The organism is Franconibacter daqui (assembly GCF_014644275.1).
In the GTDB taxonomy this organism is placed as follows: Bacteria; Pseudomonadota; Gammaproteobacteria; order Enterobacterales; family Enterobacteriaceae; genus Franconibacter; species Franconibacter pulveris.
Window position 1 is genome coordinate 336675 of sequence record NZ_BMKJ01000005.1, and the last position, 21260, is coordinate 357934.

General features: G+C 59.1%; 15 protein-coding genes. 3 read left to right on the forward strand and 12 right to left on the reverse strand.

Annotated features, from left to right (window positions below; all coding sequences use genetic code 11):
* Nucleotides 1–55: 55 nt before the first annotated feature.
* The 12 genes from IEX01_RS17215 to gspD all read right to left on the reverse strand — a co-directional run bounded on the left by IEX01_RS17215 (nucleotide 56) and on the right by gspD (nucleotide 13290).
* Nucleotides 56–2776, reverse strand: a complete 2721-nt coding sequence (locus tag IEX01_RS17215) for a glycosyl hydrolase family 18 protein (RefSeq protein WP_188724233.1) — start codon at nucleotides 2774–2776, stop codon at nucleotides 56–58.
* 213 nt (nucleotides 2777–2989) lie between these two features.
* Nucleotides 2990–3793, reverse strand: coding sequence for a prepilin peptidase (locus IEX01_RS21760; protein ID WP_281732752.1), 804 nt, complete (start codon nucleotides 3791–3793; stop codon nucleotides 2990–2992).
* A complete protein-coding gene (locus IEX01_RS17225) occupies nucleotides 3790–4269 on the reverse strand; it encodes a type II secretion system protein M (protein WP_028020006.1) in 480 nt (159 codons plus the stop codon). The genes IEX01_RS21760 and IEX01_RS17225 overlap by 4 nt, the downstream gene beginning before the upstream one ends.
* Nucleotides 4266–5432: a type II secretion system protein GspL gene (gene gspL, locus IEX01_RS17230; protein ID WP_188724234.1), complete on the reverse strand. Its 1167-nt coding sequence runs from the start codon at nucleotides 5430–5432 to the stop codon at nucleotides 4266–4268. The genes IEX01_RS17225 and gspL overlap by 4 nt, the downstream gene beginning before the upstream one ends.
* A gap of 13 nt (nucleotides 5433–5445) precedes the next feature.
* Nucleotides 5446–6498: a type II secretion system minor pseudopilin GspK gene (gene gspK / locus IEX01_RS17235; RefSeq protein WP_028020005.1), complete on the reverse strand. Its 1053-nt coding sequence runs from the start codon at nucleotides 6496–6498 to the stop codon at nucleotides 5446–5448.
* Nucleotides 6495–7217, reverse strand: a complete 723-nt coding sequence (gene gspJ, locus IEX01_RS17240) for a type II secretion system minor pseudopilin GspJ (protein WP_024561810.1) — start codon at nucleotides 7215–7217, stop codon at nucleotides 6495–6497. Before gspJ ends, gspK begins: the two co-directional genes overlap by 4 nt.
* Nucleotides 7210–7584 carry a type II secretion system minor pseudopilin GspI gene (gene gspI / locus IEX01_RS17245; protein ID WP_024556269.1) on the reverse strand — a complete coding sequence of 125 codons (375 nt, stop codon included), beginning with the start codon at nucleotides 7582–7584 and terminating at the stop codon, nucleotides 7210–7212. Before gspI ends, gspJ begins: the two co-directional genes overlap by 8 nt.
* Complete coding sequence (gspH, locus tag IEX01_RS17250) at nucleotides 7571–8086, reverse strand: type II secretion system minor pseudopilin GspH (RefSeq protein WP_024556270.1); 516 nt, start codon at nucleotides 8084–8086, stop codon at nucleotides 7571–7573. The genes gspI and gspH overlap by 14 nt, the downstream gene beginning before the upstream one ends.
* Nucleotides 8086–8562 carry a type II secretion system major pseudopilin GspG gene (gspG, locus tag IEX01_RS17255; RefSeq protein ID WP_024556271.1) on the reverse strand — a complete coding sequence of 159 codons (477 nt, stop codon included), beginning with the start codon at nucleotides 8560–8562 and terminating at the stop codon, nucleotides 8086–8088. The genes gspH and gspG overlap by 1 nt, the downstream gene beginning before the upstream one ends.
* A 10-nt stretch (nucleotides 8563–8572) precedes the next feature.
* Nucleotides 8573–9778 carry a type II secretion system inner membrane protein GspF gene (gspF, locus tag IEX01_RS17260; RefSeq protein WP_024561811.1) on the reverse strand — a complete coding sequence of 402 codons (1206 nt, stop codon included), beginning with the start codon at nucleotides 9776–9778 and terminating at the stop codon, nucleotides 8573–8575.
* Complete coding sequence (gene gspE / locus IEX01_RS17265; protein ID WP_188724235.1) at nucleotides 9778–11259, reverse strand: type II secretion system ATPase GspE; 1482 nt, start codon at nucleotides 11257–11259, stop codon at nucleotides 9778–9780. Before gspE ends, gspF begins: the two co-directional genes overlap by 1 nt.
* A gap of 15 nt (nucleotides 11260–11274) precedes the next feature.
* On the reverse strand, nucleotides 11275–13290 hold the full coding sequence (gene gspD, locus IEX01_RS17270) for a type II secretion system secretin GspD (RefSeq protein ID WP_188724236.1): 2016 nt from the start codon (nucleotides 13288–13290) through the stop codon (nucleotides 11275–11277).
* 1109 nt (nucleotides 13291–14399) lie between these two features.
* Here gspD and IEX01_RS17275 point away from each other — a divergent pair.
* From IEX01_RS17275 to IEX01_RS17285, 3 genes are all read left to right on the forward strand, one after another.
* Complete coding sequence (locus IEX01_RS17275) at nucleotides 14400–15617, forward strand: peptidoglycan-binding domain-containing protein (protein ID WP_188724237.1); 1218 nt, start codon at nucleotides 14400–14402, stop codon at nucleotides 15615–15617.
* A gap of 9 nt (nucleotides 15618–15626) precedes the next feature.
* Complete coding sequence (locus IEX01_RS17280; RefSeq protein ID WP_188724238.1) at nucleotides 15627–16388, forward strand: type II secretion system protein GspB, cryptic system variant; 762 nt, start codon at nucleotides 15627–15629, stop codon at nucleotides 16386–16388.
* A 138-nt stretch (nucleotides 16389–16526) separates the two neighbouring features.
* The coding region (locus tag IEX01_RS17285; protein ID WP_188724239.1) for an Ig-like domain-containing protein at nucleotides 16527–21260 on the forward strand (4734 nt) is incomplete at its 3' end.

The window sequence follows — 21260 nt, forward strand, 5'->3', positions numbered from 1 at the left end:
CGGCGTGCCAACGTTCAGGCGTGTGCTTCGTGGCGCAACACGCCCGGCTGGCAGGTTACTGACACTCCGACGTCCCTGTTTTCACCCAGACATCAGCTTTGCCGGGTTCGTCCCCTTTGGTCCACCACTTAGCACGCCACTGCGAACCGGCGTAGTCGGTGGTCTCGCCGCCGTTGTAAACCACATCTGCCCGCCAGGACATTTTCACCTGGCTAACCAGCTGCCACTGGTCGGCGTCAAAGCCCGGTGCGTTGTTCTGCGTCCAGTATTTAGCTTTCCAGACCAGGTTGTTGTAGCTGACCGTTTCGCCGCCGTTATACACCTTGCTGGCAGACCAGGCCGGGTACTTGCTGGCGTTCGGGTCGGTTGGGGTAGCGCAACTGCCGCCGGAGCCTCCGGTGCCGCCGGTGCCTGTACCGTCATCCGGGGTCGGTTCCGGTTCAGGTGTCGGTTCTGGCGACGGGCCCGGGGTCGGATCCGGCGATGGCAACGGCTCTTCATCGTTCTGGCGCGGTGTAACGGTAATGCTGACCGACTGCTGAGTGCTGGTCTTACCGTCGCTGACGTTAACCGAGATGTTAAACGACTGGTTGGCAGTCACATCCGGCGCGGTAATGCTCAGATCCGCCGTATTGTTGCCTTCCGGCGCAAACTCAGACGGTACGGTCCACTGGTAAGTCAGCGGATCGTTGTCCTCGTCCAGCGCCTGAGCATGGAGGTTCAACTGCTGGCCCGCCTGAAGCGTGACAGCCTCAAACGCATTCACCGTTGGCGCATGGTTTGGCGCAGGCGCCTTATCCAGCACCTGAATATTGGCGGTGCTGCTCAGGCCGCCGCTGTCAGTGACTTTAAGCTGGAAGCCATACGTCTTGTCAGTGGTGGTGGCAGGGGCGTTAAAGGTCGCTGTGGCCGTGTTCTTATTGTTAAGCGTCACGGTCGTGCCGGAAGTCTGGCTCCACAGATAGGTGAGCGCGCCGCCTTCCGGATCGTGTGATGCAGAACCGTCAAGCGTAACCTGCGCCGGGCCAGTCACCTGCTGGTCGGTAGCGCTGGCTACCGGCGGCTGGTTGGCCGGGGTTGGCGTTCCGCCGCCGCTGCCGCTGCTCATCAGGCTTTCCTGCATTGCGTTGAGGATATCGCCGTTGTCGGCGTCAATTTCCCAGGCAAACAGGCCGCCCAGGCCTTTGCTCAGGGCATATTTACCCTTCGCGGCCACGGAACGGGCGTCGTCATAGGTAATCAAATCGCCGGTTGATTTTTTGAACAGGTAAGGCGCTTCGGCAGTCGCATCGTAGTTATACTCCCAGCCTGAGCCATTACGGTATTCATTAGCAATCTGGCGATAATCCACGACACCCGCTTCCCAGGTCCCTTTCACTGCGCCGGTTGCGGTGCCGCCGGTGAACGGGTTGTTGTTGGTGTAGCCGGAAACGCCGGTCCAGCCGCGGCCATACATCGCCACGCCCAGCACCAGTTTTTTCGGGTCCACGCCCTGGTCGAGCAGCAGTTTCAGGCCGTTATCGGCGGTGTACTGCGTATCCGGCTTCCACGACGGCGCATATATCGCTGTCTGATGACCGCGGTCGGTCATGCTCCAGGCGCCGTAGAAGTCGTAGCTCATCATGAAGATGTTATCGAGATACTGGCTGGCGGTACGGTAATCGACATTGGCAATCTTGTCGTTACCCACCCCGATTGCAGAGGTGAGCATATACGTTTTGCCGGTTTGCGACGTCAGACCGTTAAGCATGGTGCGCAGTTCGCGCATCAGTGCTGTGTAAGTCTCTTTATCCTGTGGCCCGCCAAGGTTGGGGTTTTCCCCGCCGCCGCCCGGGAATTCCCAGTCGATATCCACACCATCAAAGAATTTCCAGGTCAGCAGGAACTCTCTGACGGAGGCGACAAAGCGATCGCGCTTGGTTTTATCGCTCAGGAAGAAGAACGGGTCGGAAAGCGTCCACCCCCCGATGGAAGGCAAGACTTTCAGGTTAGGATGGGCGAGTTTCAGCGCCATCAACTGACCGAAGTTGCCTTTGTAGGGGTCGTCCCAGGCGGTGACGCCTTTTTGCGGCTTCTGAATAGCCGCCCAGGGGTCATGAATCGAAACCTGGAAATCCTGACGCCCGGAGCAGGAACGCTGCAGCGCTTCGAAGCTGTTGCTGATAGATTTCAGGCTGTCGTTAATCCCGTCGCCGCCGCAAATCGGGATAAAGCCGTACAGCAGGTGGGTCAGGTTATCCGCCGGAATTTTGTCCACGGGATAGTTGCGGTCATAGACCCCCCATTCCGGGAAATAGGCGCCGACTATCTTATTGGGGTGAGTCGAGTATTTTTTGTTCTTCTCACCCGGCGTGGCGACGAGCGGCGTCAGGTGGCTGCCGTCGGTGTCCGCCACGAGAATCAGCTTGCTGTCGCTCTTCGTGCAGCCGCTGGCGTTACAGACTTCAACCTGCGTCTGGTAACGTCCGCCTTTGTTTACCGCAAAGGAGGCTCTGCCGCTGGCGCCGGCTGCGCCGCTCCACACCTGCTTACCGTTCATCAGCACTTTCGCGCTGGTGCCGGTATCGCCGCTCCAGATATTCCATTCAATAACCACGTTGACCGAGTCGTTTCGCTTGACCAACTGGTTATAGGCGGTGGCGGACTGGTCCACCTCCACCAGGGCGAATTTATCCGTACCGCTGCTGATGACCGGCTTGCTGGGTAAAGCCGCCCAGGCAGGCCCGGTGACGGAAGCGATAGCCATCGCCAGCAGAGTTAACTTCATTCGTTTCATTAGTAAGCCCCATATTCAGATAAGTTACCGGCCTGCCATTTTCTGAGGGATTCAGAAAAAGCATGCATCCTAACGACTTGCCTGATAAATGCTATAAAACGGAAGTTCTTAATTTAGTGGTGCCTGGCCTCCTTAATATAAAGATGGTGAGGCATTATTAAGACAAGGTTCGTGGCCCATGTCGTAATAAAGCCGTAATAAGTCGAAGCGTTATTACCCGCCGTAGTGATAACAGATAAAAACCCACAGTCCGGCGAAACTTAAATAACTGCCGAAAGGAAAGGGCAGTGCGGTATTAAGCCGTCTCTCTTTCGCCGCGAACAGCAACCCGATGCAGCTTGCTATCAGGCAGATGTAAGGCAGCGACTGCCAGCCCAGCCAGGCGCCAAGCGCCGCCAGCAGCTTGAAGTCGCCATAGCCCAGCGCCTCTTTGTTCATCGCTAAGCGAAAAAACCAGTAAAGCGCCCATAAAAATCCGTAACCTGCCGCCGCGCCGAGAATAGCGTCATGCAGCGCGACGCTGTCGGAAAAGGTATTAAACAATAAGCCGAGCCATAATAGCGGCAGGGTGAAGCAGTCGGGCAATAATAAATATTGCCAGTCAAGCACGCTTAAAATAATCAGGAAGCTCACCAATAACCATCCGGCCATAATATCGCCAGGGTGGTGAAATACCATCGCCATTAAAACAAAGAGCAACCCGCAGCTTATTTCCACGCCGGGCAGCCAGCGCGGAATAGGCTCGCCGCAGTGATGGCACTGTCCGTGCAAAATAAACCAGCTCACCACCGGAATATTTTCCCACCAGCTCAATGAATGATGGCAGTGGTGGCAGTGGGAAGCGGGAAAGCTCAGGTGATACAGCACCGCGCTGTCCGCTTGCGCAAGCCGCGGCCCTCGCGAAATCACCATGCCGAGAAAACTGCCAACAATCGCCCCCAGCAACAGGCACTGCATATAAAAAAGCAGGGTGTACTCTTCGCGCATCAGGAAGAAGAGTTGCTGCGGCGTACTCATGAGCCTTTCCCCCAGAACAGCGTCATCTCTACCTTTAGCGCGTTGTCGTTTTTCGCAAGCGGCGTCAGGGTAATCGACTCAAGCTGAATGCCGCTTGCGCGATTAAGCGCGACATACCACTGAAAGAGCGCGGCGAAGGCGACAGGCTCAAGCGTAAGCGTCGCTTTTTGTCCCTGAATGGCGAGCTGGCTCGGCGCGAGCTTGTTTGCCTTCAGGCTTTCGGTCAACGCCTGCTGGGGGTTTTCAACCAGCGCCCGGCGCACCCGCAGGTCGTGCTGCTGCGCCTGAGTTAGCATCCAGGTCTGGGTATCGCGGGCGCGATTGATGGCCGCTTTGCCCTCGTCGATGGCGTTTTGCAGCGGCAGCCAGACCCCGTACCACAGGATGAGCCACAGCAGGGCGAAGCCCATCAGCAGCACCAGGGTTCTCTCGCGCGCGTTGCGCGCGCTAAACCAGGCGATAAGTTTCTGCTTCATTTTTTCACCGCCTCCCCTTTCAGTACGGCGGAGAACGGTTTGCCCGCCGCCGCGCTTTTTTCTTCAGTAATGGCGAAGGCGAAAGCGGGTTTCGCCTGGTTGACGAAAGCCTCGACGCGCGCCTTGCCGGGGGCGGTCACGTTCAGAGTAAAGGCGCTCTGCGCGGCGTCATAGCGCACCACGCCCAGTTCGATGTCGTTAAACGCGCTTTTTATCTGATCCAGCTGCGCAATATGCTGAAAGAAATCGTGCTGCGGCGTTTTAAGTTGCTGTGTGAAGTGATACTTCAAATTACTGGTAAAGGACGACTGGGGAAAATAAGCCTTGAACAGCGCCTGCACGCTCGCTTCCGCCGCTTTTTGCTGCGTTTTTATCTGCCATAAGTTGGCAAGCTGCGGCAGCAGGCTTAACAGCAGCGCGAGGACCACCGCGCCGATAAGCGGTTTGCGCCAGCGGCGCACCTCTTCTTTAATATCCGCCTGCTGGCTGAACGCGCCGTGCAGCAGGTTAAATTTTTTCGCCCGCAATTCCGGGACGATAAGGCGCAGCGGGTGCTGCCAGGGCTGCGGCTCTACCGAGTCGCGCCAGGCGGGGATCATCTCGCCGTAGCACTGGTGATTTCCCTCGCCAAGGCGCGCCATGACGGCGGGCAACAGCGTGTCGCTGACCACCGTCGCTTGCGCCTCGCCCGGGCGGATCCACCACTCCTCTTCCAGCGAAGCAAAGGTTGCGCCATCGGGATTAAAGGGCAGCAGCAGGGCGTCTGGCACGGCTTTCACTACCTGCAAACCGGCGTCATGGCAGGCATCCAGCATTTGCTGGAGCAGGGTGGCGTTGATAGCCGCCGCGGTGACTTCATTGCCCACTTTACGCACCACCGTCCAGTGCAGGTCTTCCACGTCGCCCATCAGCGACTCTTCCGCCAGCCAGCTAAACTGCGGCAGCTGGGCGAACGGGCCTTTTTTTGTCAACGTAAAGTCGCGAAACACCACCTCGCTTGCCGGAATAAGCAAGCAGACCGCGTTCGCCAGCGGATGGGACGCCAGTTCGCTAAGCTGCGCCCAGCCTGCAAGCTTAGCGGGTTCGTCCGCCGTGCCCATAGGCCACCACCAGACGGCCTGTTCAGGGTTGGAGCCCGCTCTTATTATTAATGCGTTTTTCATCAGCGCATTCCTTTTAATCGACGAGGCGATAGCGGCGGGACCAGAGCAGCTGGTTGCCCGAGGCGGTATCGACATAAAGGGCGTCCGCGCTGCGAAGCGTTAACGCCTCTGTGTTCCCCGTGTGATACAGGGTGTAAAACTGGCTGTTTAAGGTGAGGTACTTATCAAGGCTCGCCGCCTGGCTCTTCACCGGAAACTGCTGTTCAAGCTGTGTCTTAAACGCCTCGAGCGACTCCCAGCCCGCTTCCGGGCGCTGGTCGATAAGGCGCATCACATCTTCCGCCGTCAGGCTGCCGAAAAAGAGCGCCGAAAGCAGAGGGGCTTCGTCGCGCGTCAGCGTATTGACGTTAATCGCCGTTTTGGTGGCGGGCAGCGCGCAGAGCAGCGTTTTGACTTTCGCGTAATAGGTCAGCGGAAAATCGGGCAACAGCTTCAGCTCGCTGATGGAAAACATCATCTGGCGCGCCGGAACGCGGGGCGGCTTGCGCGCGGCGTAGGCCGGAGCGAAATCCCGCGGCGCGGCGTTCGGGGCGCTGTTCTCCACACCCAGGTAATCCTCCAGCTGTTGATAAACCGTCTCCGCGCTCGCCGGGTTAATGCCGGCGCTGGTGAGCAGGGACTGCACGATTTTCGCCTGCTGCGCTTCGGGCGTTAGCGCCCCCGCATCGTTCGGCGCGCCGGACGCTTCGCCAGCGGCGCTGGCGGCGGGCGCGGCGCTATCGGTCGCCAGCAGCGAATTCACGTTAAAGCAGTTTTGTCCGTCCACCAGTTCGCTCTTCAGCGTCACTTCGCCGTCGATACGTTCCAGCGGCTCTTTCCAAAGCTGCTGGATGGAGCCCGCTTTTTGCGGGTCGGCGATATCTTTCGCCAGTGCGTTCAGCACCTGTTTATCCGCGCCGAGGATGGCCCAGCGCAGCTGCTGTTGGCTCAGCTGATACTGAATGCGCTGCAGATTGCCGCTAAATTGTTGGCTGATTTTCGCCGCCATTACCGACATCAACACCAGCAGGATCAGCACTACCAGCAGCGCCACGCCGCGCTGGCGCCGGTCGCTTCTCAGCTTCATGGTTGCGCTCCTGTGTTGGTGGTGGGTTGAGCGGGCGCGTTGCCCGCGGCATCTGGCTGTTGAGTTTCCTGCGGGCTGGCGTTCGGATCCTGCGCAGGCTCTGTCGGCGTATCCCCTTGCGCGCCTGCCGCCTCGGTCGTTATCGGCCAGCCGTCGGTGACGACAAACACCCAGCGCCACTCTTCGTTATTTTCCAGCGTGACGGTCAACTCCACGCCCTGCGGAATGGCGGTTTTCGAGGTCCAGTCACTACGCCAGCCCTCGGCGAAAAAGCGCCATTGCCCGCTTTTCACATGCTCCAGCACCGGCACCTGCACCCCTTCGACGGGGCTGGCTAAGTCGAGCGCCGGCGCGACCTCGCGCCACAGCGTGTTGTCTTTCAGCCGCCAGGTGACGCGCAAAATATCCGGCTCCTGCGGCCTGCCAAAGCTCGCCAGCCCGTCCTGGGTAGTAAAGGAGAGCGCGTTTTCGCTAAGACGCAGCGCCTGGTCATCGCCGTTGACGGCGCGCGGCAGCATCTGGGTGAGGTCGCGCTCAAGGCGGCTCCAGGTCAGCTGCAGCTGGCTCAGGTTCGCCGTCTGTTTATCGGTGAACGCCGAGTTCTCCATCGCGCCATGGATAATCTGCCAGGCCATCATGCTGATAAGCGCGAACACCATCAGGGCGATCATCACTTCCAGCAGGGTGAAACCCTGTTGCAGGCGCAGGCGGCTATTCATCGCTGCTCCAGACGGAGGCGTCCGTTAACGTCGCCAGCGGGCGCGTTTTCTCCTCCGGGATATAAACCGTGACCTGGTTTTTGCTGGCGCCGTCGGCGTCTTTTACCGCCTGCGTGCGCCACAGCCACATTTGTCCGCCCATTTTCACCGTCCCCTCCTGCGGCTGCTCGCTAAAACGGTTGCTGGCAAGGTGGGCTTCAGCAATGACGTTCTCCGCCACCCAGCTTGCGCGCAGCACGTCGCCAAGCCGCCCGGTGTAATTGCTGCTCACGCTGATGGTGTTCATCAGCGCCAGCGCGGCGGTAGAGAAAATGGCCAGCGCGACCATTACCTCCAGCAGCGTCATGCCCGTTTCACGGTGTGCCATGTTCATTCCTTAATGCCAGCGTTACCGGCATCGCCCCTTTTGAAATCACATCAAAACTCTGCTGATCGCCGGTCGCGCTCAGGGTGAGGGTAAAAACGCTGCTCTCCCCATCCGGCAAAAAGAGGATCTGCGGCGGCGATACCAGCGACTCCGCGAGCCTTTGCGGCGCAAGCGACACGCGCAACTCTTCCGGAAAATCGCCCCGGGTGGTAACGCGTCCGGCATCAAGCGGCTTCCACGCCGCGGGCTGTTCCGCCGACGCCTCGCTGGCGTTAAGCACAACCAGCCGGAACTCGCGGTCGGTTATCACCATGCCAATCACGTTCCCCTCCATAACCGCGCGGGTGGAGGCATACTCCAGCAGCGTTTTAAACTGCTGGCCGAAGATGCCAGGCCCGCTGCGCTCCGGCAGGGTCATCACCACCAGCAGGGCGCTGCTGGCGAAAATCATGATGGCGAGCATCACCTCCAGCAGGGTGAAGCCCCGTTGCCGCGCGCGCATCATTTTTGCTGCGATTCATCAGCGGACTTCTTATCCAGCGTCCAGTTGGAAACGTCATCCGGGGTGTTTGGCTCCGCGTCGGGACCGGCGGAGAAAATGTCGATAGGGCCGTGCTCGCCGGGGCTGACTATCAGGTAATCGTTGCCCCAGGGGTCCTGCGGCAGCCGTTTGATGTAGCCGTCCGGGCGATAATTTTCCGGCACCGGCGACAGCTCCGGCTTGGTTATCAGCGCCTGCAACCCCTGTTCGGTGGTGGGGTAGCGATGGTTATCGAGCTTGTACATGTCGAGCGCGTTTTCCATGGCGATGATGTCGCTCACCGCTTTTTGCTTATCCGCGCGCTCTTTGTTGCTCATCAGGTTCGGCACCACCATGCTGGCGAGAATGCCGAGGATGACGATGACCACCATGATCTCCAGCAGGGTGAAGCCGCGCTGGCGGAACATTGTCTGAAGGCTGGCTGTTTCTCTGTTCATACCGTTTCTCTCACCCCACCATGTTATTAAGTTGCAGTATTGGTTGCAGAATCGACATCACGATAAAAAGCACGATGCTTGCCATCGAGACCACCAGCACCGGCTCGAAGATAGAGAGCGTCAGGGTAATGCGGTGTTGCAGCGCCTTGTCCTGGTTATCCGCCGCCCGCGCCATCAGCGGTCCGAGCTCGCCGCTCTCCTCACCGGAAGCGACCATGTAAAGCATCATTGGCGGAAAGAGCTGGGTCTGTTCTAAAGAGGCGTTGAGCGTCGCCCCCTGGCGCACTTTGTCGGCGGCTTCCATCAGCCGCTGGCGGACAAAGAGGTTCTCAAGCCCCTCCACCGAGATAATCATCCCCTCCAGCAGCGGCACGCCGCTGGCCTGCAGGATACTCAAGGTGCGGATATAGCGGGCGCTGTTGGTCGCCCGGGAGAGCTTCTGCAGGGGCGAAGACTGGATCTGCCAGCGGTGATAGCGCAGCCGGTTATCTCCTTTTTTCAGCCAGAAGCGAAAGCCCACCAGCGAGCCGACAATCGCCGCCACGATGAACAGCCCGTACGCCTGCAAAAAGTCGCTCACGGCGATAAGCGTGCGGGTGGTGACCGGCAGCGTCTGCTTCATCTGCACAAACTGGCCCACCACCTGCGGTACCACTGCCACCAGCAATATGGAGATAACCGTGATAGCCACGATCGTCAGGGTGATGGGGTAGACCATCGCCTGAGTCAGTTTGCTTTTCATCTGCTGGCGAATTTCGTTGTAATCCGCAAGCTTATCCAGCACGCCGCCGAGATGGCCGGTTTTTTCCCCGGCGGTGACCAGCGTGCGGTACAGGTTGTCGAACGCCTGCGGATATTCTCCCAGCGCCTCGGAGAGCGAATGGCCTTCCACTACCTTTTCATGGATCAGGGTGAGCGCCTGGGCGAGTTTCTTATCCTCGGTCTGGCGGGCGATAACCCGCAGGGCGCTCTCCAGCGGCAGCGCGGCGTTGGTCAGGGTGGCGAGCTGGCGGGTAAAAAGCGCCAGCGAATTGCTGGAAAACTTCTTGCCGCTGCCCGCTTTGCTTGCACCGGGCGCGCTGCTCTCCTGAATGCTGACCGGCGTTAAACCCTGCTCGCGCAGTTGCTGGCGCACCTGGCGCGGCGTGTCCGCCTGCATCGTTCCGCGCTCGGCTTTGCCGTTCGGCGCCGTGGCTCGCCACGCATACCAGGCCATTACGCTTCATCTCCCTGGCCGGTGGTGGTAACGCGCATCACTTCATCAAGCGACGTGATGCCCTGGACCACTTTAAGCAGCCCGTTCTGGCGCAGGCTGCGGGTACTTTTGCGCAGAATCGGCTCCATGGACATCTCATCCAGGTTGTCGTTGATGGCGCGCCGCAGTTCCGGGTCCATCACCAGCAGTTCGTGAATGCCGGCGCGGCCTGCATAGCCGCTGTTGCGGCACTTCTCGCATCCGCCTGGCCCCCAGACGCGTTCGGGCGGATTGGGCAAAAAGGTGAACATCTCCGCCTCCTGGGGCGTGAGTTCCACTTCTTGTTTGCAGTGCGGACAGAGGCGGCGGACCAGACGCTGGGCGACGACTCCCAGCAGCGATGAACCGATAAGAAAGGACTCAAGGCCCATATCGCGCAGGCGGGTGACCGCGCCGCTGGCGCTGTTGGTATGCAGCGTCGACATCACCAGGTGGCCGGTAAGCGAAGCCTGCACCGCGATTTGCGCCGTTTCGCTGTCGCGGATTTCCCCCACCATCACCACATCCGGGTCCTGGCGCAAAATGGCGCGCAGGCCGCGGGCGAAAGTCATATCCACGCGCGGGTTGACCTGCGTCTGGCCGACCCCTTCCAGTTCATATTCGATAGGGTCTTCCACCGTCAGAATGTTGCGCTGGTTGCGGTCGAGCGAGGAGAGCACGGCGTAAAGCGTGGTGCTTTTCCCGGAGCCGGTCGGGCCGGTGACAAGAATAATGCCGTGCGGTTTGTCGATAAGCCCGCGCATGTAGTTCAGGTCCTGCTCCGACAGCCCGAGCTGATTCAAATCCATCTTCATTTTCGATTTATCGAGCAGACGCATGACCACGCGCTCGCCATATTGCGAGGGGATGGTGGAGACGCGCACGTCGATGGCGCGTTTGCCGATGCGCAGCGAGATGCGCCCGTCCTGCGGCAGACGTTTTTCTGCTATATCCAGCTTCGCCATTACCTTGATGCGCGATACCAGCAGCGGGGCGAGCTTGCGCGCCGGTTGCAGGATAGACTGCAATACGCCGTCCACGCGAAAGCGGATGCTTAACGTTTTCTCAAAGGTTTCAATATGAATGTCCGACGCGTTCTCTTTTACTGCTTCGCCAAGAATGGCGTTGATCAGGCGAATAACCGGCGAGTTTTCGTCGTTTTCCAGCAAATCTTCGTTATCCGGGATCTCCTCCGTAAGCGCCATCAGATCGATGTCGGCATCCATGTCTTCCATGATTTGCTGCGACATGCCGCTGCTCTGCTGCCAGATGCGCGAGAGCATTTCATCAAACGCTTCGGCGCTGAGTGTGACCGGCGCGAAAGGGCGGTGGATCATGCGCTGCATCTCCAGCACGGCGCTAAGCGGCGTGTTCTCGCGGATGTAGATCTGCTCATCGGCCATCACTATCCCGTGCTCCCGGGCATAGCCGTAAGAGCAGAATGATTTGCTGGTCGTCTCCATATCTCCCCCAGAAAGCTAGTTACGGAACGGGTTGCGGCCGCGCGGCGTCGCGGACGACGTCGGCGTTACCGTGGGTGAAACGGTAGCAGGCGCGTTGTCGGGGTAAGTCGGCAGCGTTTTCGGATCCGTTGGCGGCAGAATGCCTAATTTGCGATCTTCCAGCCGCTGAAGTTGCGCATCACGCGTGCTGTTGTATTGGGTGCGGGAAGAGGTGCGGTAATCGGTGTCGTTACGCAATACGGTCGGGCGGATAAATACCATCAGATTACGCTTGCCCTTGGTGTTGCTGGTGTAGCGGAACAGTTGGCCAATCAAAGGGATATCGCCAAGCAGCGGCACTTTTTGCACCGTCTGGGTGGTGAGGTCTTCCACCAGGCCGCCCAGCACCACCGTCTGACCGTCGCGCACCAGCACTTCGTTGCTAATGGTACGGGTGTTAAAGGTCGGTCCGAGCGCGCTGTTGCTGGAGGTGGGGTCTACGCTCGACACCTCCTGCTCTATCTTCAACTGCACGGAGTTATCGTCATTGATTAACGGTGTTACCTTCAGCTTGGTACCGACGGTTTTACGCTCAACCGTGTTGAAGACATTGTCGCCGGTGGTGCTGGCCTGCGAGCCAGAGAGCACCGGCACATCCTGGCCGACGTTAAACGACGCCTCTTTGTTATCGAGCGTCACCACGCTTGGGGTGGAAAGAATGTCGTTTTTACTGTCGGAGGCGATAGCGGTCAGCAGCACGCCGAAGTCGCCGTTGAAAAAGCCGGTGGCGATGCCGTTATAGTTGTTCAGTACGTTGGTTAAGGGGTTGGTGACCGTCAGCCGCCCATCCTGATCGCGCTGATCAAGCCCCATCTGCACGCGATTAATGCCAAGACCGGTGCCGGTGAACTGGGCGATGCCGTGCTTCTGGATCCACTGCACGCCAAGGTTGAGCCCTTCGCCGTTCTGCACCTCGACGATAATTGCCTCCACCAGCACCTGCGCCCGGCGAATATCAAGACGGGCGATGACCTGCTCCAGCGACTGCATGACATCCGGCTGGGCGCTGATGACCAGCGCGTTGTTCTGATCGTCGGCGGTGATATTTAAGTCGTTTCCGGTAGCTCCACCCGCCGGGGAGCCCGGCCCTTTGGCGCCGCCCGCTTTGCCTTTCTCCGCCTGGATCTTGTCGCCGATGCCGTTCAGCACGTTGGCGATTTTGGTGGCGTTTGCGTACTTAAGGTAGAAGACGCGGGTTTTGCCTTCGCTCACTTCGTAGCGGTCAAGCTGCGTAATCAGCCGCCGCGTGCGGTCACGCGCCTGCTGCGAACCGCTTAAAATTAGCGTGTTGGTACGGTTATCGGCCACCACTTTGGCGGCAAGCTGCGGCGCGCTCTGGCCTTTTTGCTCTTCGTTGGTGAGGTTGTTGAGCATATCGGCAATCTCTTTCGCCGTGCCGTAGCGCAGGGTGTACGTTTCCCGTTGCTGTACCCCGGAGGCGTCGACGCGCCTGACCAGATCCACCAGTCGGTTTACCACCGAGGCTTTACCGGTGAGCAGCAGCACATTCGAAGGCTCGTAGTTCACCACGTTGCCGATGCCGGAAGAGTCGTTAAGCTGACGAAGCAGCGGCGCCAGATCGCGAACCGGGACGTTTACCATCTGCACGACGCGAGTGATAATTTCATCCCCTTTGCCCGGGTTCTGGCTGTCGGCAATCGGCACCCCGGCGGTTTTCGCCATTGACGAGCGCACCACTTTCAGCATGCCGTTATCCATCGGAATTGCGGTAAAACCGTAGAGATCCAGCACGCTAAGGAAGAACTGGTAATACTGCTCTTCCGTTAATAAATCATAAGTGCGCACGGATATGGTTCCCTGAACTGAAGGGTCGACCAGAATCGTTTTATTCAGATTGCGGCCTGCAATATCGATGAATTCATGAATGTCAGTGTTTTTAAAACTGGCGCTAAAGTCAGCTGCAAAGGCGGGCGAAGAGCAGGAAAGCGCCGCCATGCAGAACAGAGTAATTCGTCTGAATTTACCGTTCATAATGGGTGACATTGCGTAAGTTGAATGTAAAGATTTTTCTAGCTGAAGTTTATTTGGCTGTCTACTTAATAAATTAACTTTCGCTTCGCTTACGCGCTATCTTGCTGATTTAAACGAAATTAAATTTTCGGATTTTTTTACTTTCTCTGCTTATTAATATCACGATAAAAAATTAACTTGTACAACAAAAAGACGTTGTATAACTGTTTTTTATTCGGCTTTATAAGCGGGTTAAATAGTTTTCAGGTGTGTTTTTTTAGACGGTTAATAGATATCTTAACGTTTAAGTTGATGATTAATTAACCGCGTCTGGCGAGACGGCAAGTTTTTTTTAATGACATGCGCAGTTTTTTTTTCGATCTTTCTAAAAAGGACGAAAAATAGCGGCCTAAGGCTGGGTTTATAAGGGGTTTGCCGCGCTTTTTTAACAAAAAAATAAACCTGAAAAAAGGCGTTACGGCCAGTGATATAAATCACGTATTTGTATAGTTTCTTGATAATTATAAATTTTTATTTGACGTGACATTTCTTGACACACCTTTTCATTGCTCCTATAGGTACAAGGGGTTTCGCTTTCAAAACATCACCCGGCCTGGCTGTTCTTCTCTTCTGAGAATGGGAGGGGGAGGCTTTGCCTGTAGAAAACAAAATGAATTAAGCGCGTTAATTTAGCGTTTTGTTATTCGTCGTTTTCAATAAATGTTCGCGAGGTAAAAACGATTATGTATCTTACACATTTCGGTTTTACTGATACGCCATTCAAAGAACTGGTTTATCACAATCTTAAGCAGCGCTGTTTTATTAATTATTTTGCGGGTGTGGAGTTGATGCTGGCGCACGCCTGCAATAATCCAGGCGCTGTTGGGCTTTTTAGTAATGATGATGAGGTTATTTCCGCCTTCATTACAATGCTTCGCCAGCAAAATTATAAGCAAAGCTGCTTGATGGTTATCAATAAAGGGTTGCAGATTCGGGAGTTTGAAAAACGTATTTCCGAGTTTTTACTTGATGTAATGAAACGTGACAAAAATGCAAAGCCAAAAAAACTGCTGATATTACAGATACAGGATGAGCTTACGTCGTTGCACAGGCGCATTTTACGAAAAGTTATGGATAAAGCGCAGGAGCAGGGCGTTGAGATAACGCTATTGCTGGCGGGAAATCCTTTATTGGCAGAAAAAATAAATAGTCTGGCAGGCATCGGACCGCTGCGCTCGCAGATTATTATCCGGCCCCCCAATTATCAGGAAATACGCGACTGGTTTCATCATCAGCAGTTATGGAACGGGGCCACCACTTCGCGCTTTTCCACGCTGCAAATCATGAGGATCGCTTCACGCTGCGAGGGACGGCTTTCACAAATGGCCCAAGTGGCGCACTACGCGCTGCTCGCCGCTTTCGCTGAACGCAGCAGGAAGGTGAAATTTCGCCATGTAAAAATGGCGCTTGCGGAACTCACCGCGCCGCGGCGGAACGTTGCGCTGCCTCTGCTGGCGGGCTCACTGTGGCTGGGGGTGTTTATCGCCGTCGGCTGGCAGACGCTGCCGCATACCTCGCCGCTGCTGCCGCTCCCCGCCGCCTGGGCGCACAGGCCCGCGCCGCCGGAAGAAAAACCGCTGGTCAGAATTGAAGATTCCCTCGACAAGCCCGTTAACGCCATGCGCCAGCTTTACCGCGTCTGGGGCTATGACGTGCCGCTGGAAGAGGCGTTCTGCGAAGAGGCGAACCGCGCGAAGCTGCAGTGCAAGAGAGGGGAGAGCCCTGTTTCGACGCTGGAGAAAAACGGTTATCCGTGGATTGCGGAGCTGAAGGTGGGCGGTCGCATCGGCTACGCAAGCGTGGTACGCAGCGGGCCGCAAGATATGGACTTGCTGATGGGCAACAAAACCTGGCAGGTCTCTCGCGACTGGTTCAAAAACGCCGCCACCGGCAACTATGTGCTGCTTTATCGCCTTACCCCGCAGGGCAACAGCAAAGTAGACGCGAAAAGCGACGCCAGCGAAATCAACTGGCTTAACAAAATGCTCAGCCGGGCGCTGATGAAGCCGAAAAACAGCGCGCCCGGCTGGTCGCAAGCGCTGGTCGACAACATTAAAGAGTTTCAACGCAAGGTGGGGTTAAAAGCGGATGGCCAGATTGGCGAAAGCACGCTAATGCGGCTGCTTATTTTGTCTGGCGAATCGCCGGGGCTTATCCGCGATAAAGAAACCGAAAACACCATTCAGAAAGTGCAGAACCGCGAACCCGCAGCGCAGCCGCCCGGCACGGCGCTCGCAGAAGCGCTGCCCTTGCAAAAGGCCACGGTCGCTATGACCACCAGGCAGTGAGGAGCCACCATGTCTGAAATTTTCACCGCCGCCTATGAGAGCGTGCAAACCAACCAGCGCGTGCGCTTAAGCCGCCGCCGTCCCGTTAAGCGTCTGGCGCTGGCGCTGCTGGCGTTTGGCGCTGGCGCTATCGCCGCCGGCGTCGGGGGCAGTTATCTCCATCTTTACTGGAATTTTCGCAATCCCCCGCCTGCGCCGGTGGTGAAAGTGGAGCAGCCGGAAACGTTTATTTCTGAGGTTCACTACGTCTACACCACCAAAGCGCTGCCCACCACGCAGCCGCAGGTTGATGAGTTGAAAAACGCGCTTTTCGCCCGCTCGCCGCTGCAAAACCCGCTTAACACGCCGCCGGAGAGCGAACCGCTGTTCCAGGAAAGCGCGCTGATGCTGCCGCCGGAAGGGGGCGCAGACGCGGCGAAGCTGCGGGAAAAACTGGCGATGGCGCTGCGCGAGCAGAGCCGGGAATTCAACTCTGATGTCCCGCCAGGGGCGATGGACGAATCGCAGCCGCGGGCGGAGCGTGAACCGGACAAAGCGCGCGACGACGACCAGACGGTGCTGCGCCAGCGTCTGCCTTACCTCAAATATCAACAGCACATGTATTCATCTGACGGCGTAAACAGCCGCGTGAAGCTCAATAACCACTTTTATAAAGAAGGCGACAGCCTCGCGCGCAACGTGGTGATAAGCAAAATCGCCACCGACAAGCTCATCGTTAACATCGACGGCAAACCCTATAGTCTGCCTTCGCTGAAGGACTGGAAGCCTTAAAACGTCAACCGTTACGAACACAACAGTTAAACGCGCATAGCGGCTGCGGACGTATCGGGCTCGCGTGCTGGCGTCACTAAAAATTAGCGGCATAACGCACCGCGCCAGGCGGCCCGGTGCGATTTTAAGGAGAGATCTATGGCGACCTTTGTGAGTGATGCAGTTCAACCTTCCCCTGTAACCATCGAGACGCTGGCCCGCGACGGGGGGCAGACTATCAGCACGCTGCAAAGCGGCGGCACGCGGACGTTGCTGTTGACGCAGCCCTCCATTGTTCGCGTGCACGCCACGTCGCAAAGTGTGGTGCGCTATGAGCGACAGGGCGACGACCTGATCCTGCATTTGCAGGATGGCTCTACGGTCATCTGTAAAAACTATTTTCTGGAAGCGCAAGGGCAAACCAGCGAGCTGGTTTTTGACGACGGCACGTCAGTCGCTCATGCGACGTTTCCGACCGCAGGCGAGGGCGTCGTCACACCGCAGTTTGAGGTGCTGCCCAACATCGAGCCTCTGCTTATCTCTCACAGCCATACGATGACGTACCTGACCAGCGCCCTGGGCGCGCTCGCGCTTGGCGGCATCGCCGCCGCAGCAGGCTCGGGCGGCGGCGGGGGAGGCGGCGATGGAGACAGCAACCCAACGCCGCAGCCGCCTGCTCCTGAACCGCCAACGCCTGCAGGCGTGCTCACCCCTGGCGTTATTGCTGGCGACAACGCCCTTAACGCGGCGGAAGCGGCGAGCGGGTTCGTTATCAGCGGCACCAGCGCAAACCTCAAACCCGGTTCGCTGGTGACCATTACGCTTGGCGATAAAACCTATACCGCGCCGGTGCAGCAAAATGGCGACTGGCAAGTGACCATCTCGCCTGAGGATGCGCAGGCACTGGCCGATGGCACGTTACCGGTAATCGTCAGCGCCACCGATGAATCGGGCAAAACGGTGACTGCCGAAAGCTCGCTGCTGGTGATAACCCATACACTACCGGCGCCCACCATCGATACCGCATTTGGCGATAACCTTTTAAACCTGGCGGAGAGCCAGACGGCGCAGCCGCTCACCGGTTCGACCGGCGTCAGCGGCGCGGGGCAGACGGTGCTCGTTTCCCTGAACGGGACAACCTATACCGCCACGGTAGATAACGATGGCCGCTGGTCGCTAACGCTGCCGCCAGAGGTGCTGAGCCAGCTGGCGCAGGGAGGGCTCGCGGTGAGCGTGACCGCAACCGACGCCGCTGGCAACAGCGGGGGCAACAGCGCCTCGCTGCTGGTAGATACCCTGCCGCCGCCGGTGACGGTGACGGCGCTCACCAATGATAACCTGCTCAATCTTGTTGAAACGCGGCTGCCCATTGATGTTACCGGCACCGCTGAACCCGGGGCGCAGGTTGTCGTCAGCTATAACAACCAGAGCTGGAGCGCTACGGCGGATGGCGAAGGCAACTGGCTGGTAACCATACCGGCCGATACGCTGAGCGAGATGGCTAACGGGCTTTATCCTTTAACCGTGAGTGCGACCGATGCCGCAGGCAACCGCGCCGCGGTCAGCGAAACCATTACTATGGCGCTGACGCCGCCTGAGCCCACGCTGAACACGCCCTTTGGCGACGGCGCGCTTAACAGCGCCGAGGTGCAACAGCCACAGTTGCTGACTGGCACCTCCGGGGCGTTTGGCGACAGCCAGCAGGTTCTGGTCAATATCGGCGGGTTTAACGTGCGCGAGCATACCTCGTCGCTGCTGGGCAGCGACGGCCGCTGGCAGCTGGTGGTGGATGTGGCGGCAGGCGGAAATAATTATATCGCTACCGTAGACGCTAACGGCAACTGGGTGCTGGAGCTGCCGCCTGACGTGTTGCAGCAGCTAAACAATGGCGAGGTTTCCATTACGGTGGTGGCGGCGGATGGCGCGGGCAACCTCGGCGCGGCGCCGCAAGCTGAGTTTGAGGTCGACACCACGCCGCCGGAACTCACCATCAACCCCGTTACCGGCGACGATATCCTCAACGCCGCCGAGAGTCAGAGCGACCTTCTTCTCAGCGGCGGCAGCATCGAGCTTGAGAGCGGCCAGCCGGTGACGGTCACCTTTAACGGCGTGGTTTACAACACCACCGTGGACGCCAGCGGCAACTGGAGCGTGACGGTGCCCAACGCCGCTCTGGCCAGTTTGCCGCAAGGGGTAATGGAGATAGTGCTCGCCACCCAGGATGTGGCGGGCAATGCCAGCAGCCTGAATCACGTAATTACCGTCGATACCGAACTGTCGCTGAGCTTTAACCCGGTAGCGGGCGATGACATCATCAACGCGGTGGAAAGCGACTCCCCCATTACCATTAGCGGCGCAGCGTCGGCGGATGCGGCGGGACGCACGGTGACGCTGACGCTGAACGGCGTGAACTACACCGCCAGCGTGCTGAGCGATGGCACCTGGAGCACCGTCGTGCCGGCAGAAGATCTGGCCGGGCTGACAGATGGCGTTTACACCATTAATGCAACGCTCAGCGACCTTGCCGGCAATACGCTCACCGTGCCGCATAGTTTTACGCTGGATGCTGACCCGTCAACCTTGCCCACGCTCACGCTTAACCCGGTTTCAGGCGACAACATAATTAACGCCGCCGAGGCGGGCCTGCCGCTGCTCTTAAGCGGCACGACCACCAATGTGGAGGCGGGGCAGATTGTGACGCTTAATGTGGCTGGCACTACGTTCACCGCCGTCGTAGGAGCCGACGGCGGCTGGAGCGTGGAAGTGCCCGCCGCTATTGTCAGTGCGCTTGGCCAGGGGGAGCAGACCATCTCAGCGCAAGTGAGCGACACCAGCGGCAACCCGGGGGTGGCCGCCCGCAGCTTTCTTGTGGACACCGAGGTAACGCTTACCGTTAACCCGGTGGCGGGCGACGACATTATCAACGCCGCCGAGGCGGGCGCAGGCGTGGCGGTGAGCGGTACGGCAAACCCGGCGGACGCCGGGCTGACGGTTATCGTCGCGCTGAACGGTGTGATTTACAGCGCCACGGTGCAGGCGGACGGAACGTGGAGCACCACCATTCCGGCGGCGGATCTGGCGGCACTTGCCGACGGCGCGTACACCCTGAACGCCAGCCTCACCGACGCGGCGGGCAACAGCACGACCGTACCGCGCAGCGTGACCCTTGACGCTGCCGCCGCGACCCTGCCGACGCTCACCATCGCGCCGCTCTCCGGCGACGGCTACCTGAACGCGGCGGAGGCCGCTTCGCCGCTGCTCCTGAGCGGCGTCACCACCAACGTGGAGGCGGGGCGGACCGTGACGCTGACGCTGAACGGCATCACTTACAGCGCCACGGTGCAGGCGGACGGCAGCTGGAGCGTGGAGGTGCCGGTGGCTGACCTGGACACTATCGCTGACGGGCTGCAGACGGTGCAGGGCAGCGTCACGGATGCCTCCGGTAACCCGGCGACGGCGAGCGGCGACATTACGCTGATTACTGATGCCGCCAGCCTGCCGGTGCTGACGGTCAATGCGGTGACTGCCGATGACGTCATCAACGCCAGCGAGGCGGGCGCGGGCGTCACGCTCAGCGGCGCCAGCGTCAACCTTCAGCCCGGCCAGCCGGTCAGCGTGGTGCTGAACGGCATTACTTACAGCGCCACGGTGCAGGCAGACGGAACGTGGAGCACCACGGTTCCGGCGGCGGACGCCCAGGCGCTGGCGCAGGGGAATGTGCCGTTCACTGTCTCCTCCGTCGATATCGCCGGCAACCCGGCGCAGCTTAACGACAACCTGACGGTGGACACCGAGGTGACGCTCACCGTTAACCCGGTGGCGGGCGACGACATTATCAACGCCGCCGAGGCGGGGGCGGGCGTAGCGGTGAGCGGTACGGCAAACCCGGCGGACGCCGGGCTGACGGTGACCCTTGCGCTGAACGGCGTGATTTACAGCGCCACGGTGCAGGCGGACGGAACGTGGAGCACCACCATTCCGGCGGCGGATCTGGCGGTGCTTGCGGATGGCGCGTACACCCTGAACGCCAGCCTCACCGACGCGGCGGGCAACAGCACGACCGTACCGCGCAGCGTGACCCTCGACGCCGCCGCCGCGACGTTGCCCGTACTGTTTATCAACGCCGTTTCTGGCGATAACTACATTAACGGCAGCGAAATCAGCCAGCCGCTGACGCTCAGCGGCACGGCAACGAACGTTGAGGAAGGACAGACGGTCACGCTCGATTTTGCGGGTAACAGCCTGAGCGCGGTAGTCGGCGCGGATGGGACCTGGAGCGTGGAGGTGCCAGCGACCATTATCAGCGCGCTGGGGCCAGGCTTATACGCTGTGACTGGGCAGGTCAGCGATGCCAGCGGCAACCCGAGCAGCGCGACGGGCGAGTTTATCGTCGATACCACGATCAGTCTGACGATCGATGCTGTCGCCACAGACGACATTATTAATGCCGCCGAAGCGGGCGCAGGCGTGGCGGTGAGCGGCACGGCCTCGGACACCGACGTCGGGCAAACCGTTACCGTGACGCTGAACGGCGTGAACTACAGCGCCACGGTGCAGGCGGACGGAACGTGGAGCACCACCATTCCGGCGGCGGATCTGGCGGCGCTTGCCGACGGACCTTATACGATAAACGCCAGCCTGACCGACATGGCGGGCAACAGCACGACCGTACCGCGCAGCGTGACCCTCGATGCCGCCGCCGCGACCCTGCCGACGCTCACCATCGCGCCGCTCTCCGGCGACGGCTACCTGAACGCGGCGGAAGTCGCTTCGCCGCTGCTCCTGAGCGGCGTCACCACCAACGTGGAGGCGGGGCGGACCGTGACGCTGACGCTGAACGGCATCACTTACAGCGCCACGGTGCAGGCGGACGGCAGCTGGAGCGTGGAGGTG

Excerpts from the sequence above, each read along its gene's own strand:
- gspJ (WP_024561810.1), bottom strand. The coding sequence starts at position 7,217 with ATGAATAGCCGCCTGCGCCTGCAACAGGGTTTCACCCTGCTGGAAGTG.
- gspD (WP_188724236.1), bottom strand. The coding sequence starts at position 13,290 with ATGAACGGTAAATTCAGACGAATTACTCTGTTCTGCATGGCGGCGCTT.
- gspE (WP_188724235.1), bottom strand. The coding sequence starts at position 11,259 with ATGGAGACGACCAGCAAATCATTCTGCTCTTACGGCTATGCCCGGGAG.
- gspL (WP_188724234.1), bottom strand. The coding sequence starts at position 5,432 with ATGAAAAACGCATTAATAATAAGAGCGGGCTCCAACCCTGAACAGGCC.
- IEX01_RS17280 (WP_188724238.1), top strand. The coding sequence starts at position 15,627 with ATGTCTGAAATTTTCACCGCCGCCTATGAGAGCGTGCAAACCAACCAG.
- gspK (WP_028020005.1), bottom strand. The coding sequence starts at position 6,498 with ATGAAGCTGAGAAGCGACCGGCGCCAGCGCGGCGTGGCGCTGCTGGTA.
- IEX01_RS21760 (WP_281732752.1), bottom strand. The coding sequence starts at position 3,793 with ATGAGTACGCCGCAGCAACTCTTCTTCCTGATGCGCGAAGAGTACACC.
- gspI (WP_024556269.1), bottom strand. The coding sequence starts at position 7,584 with ATGGCACACCGTGAAACGGGCATGACGCTGCTGGAGGTAATGGTCGCG.
- gspF (WP_024561811.1), bottom strand. The coding sequence starts at position 9,778 with ATGGCCTGGTATGCGTGGCGAGCCACGGCGCCGAACGGCAAAGCCGAG.
- IEX01_RS17275 (WP_188724237.1), top strand. The coding sequence starts at position 14,400 with ATGGATAAAGCGCAGGAGCAGGGCGTTGAGATAACGCTATTGCTGGCG.
- IEX01_RS17225 (WP_028020006.1), bottom strand. The coding sequence starts at position 4,269 with ATGAAGCAGAAACTTATCGCCTGGTTTAGCGCGCGCAACGCGCGCGAG.
- IEX01_RS17215 (WP_188724233.1), bottom strand. The coding sequence starts at position 2,776 with ATGAAACGAATGAAGTTAACTCTGCTGGCGATGGCTATCGCTTCCGTC.
- gspH (WP_024556270.1), bottom strand. The coding sequence starts at position 8,086 with ATGCGCGCGCGGCAACGGGGCTTCACCCTGCTGGAGGTGATGCTCGCC.
- gspG (WP_024556271.1), bottom strand. The coding sequence starts at position 8,562 with ATGAACAGAGAAACAGCCAGCCTTCAGACAATGTTCCGCCAGCGCGGC.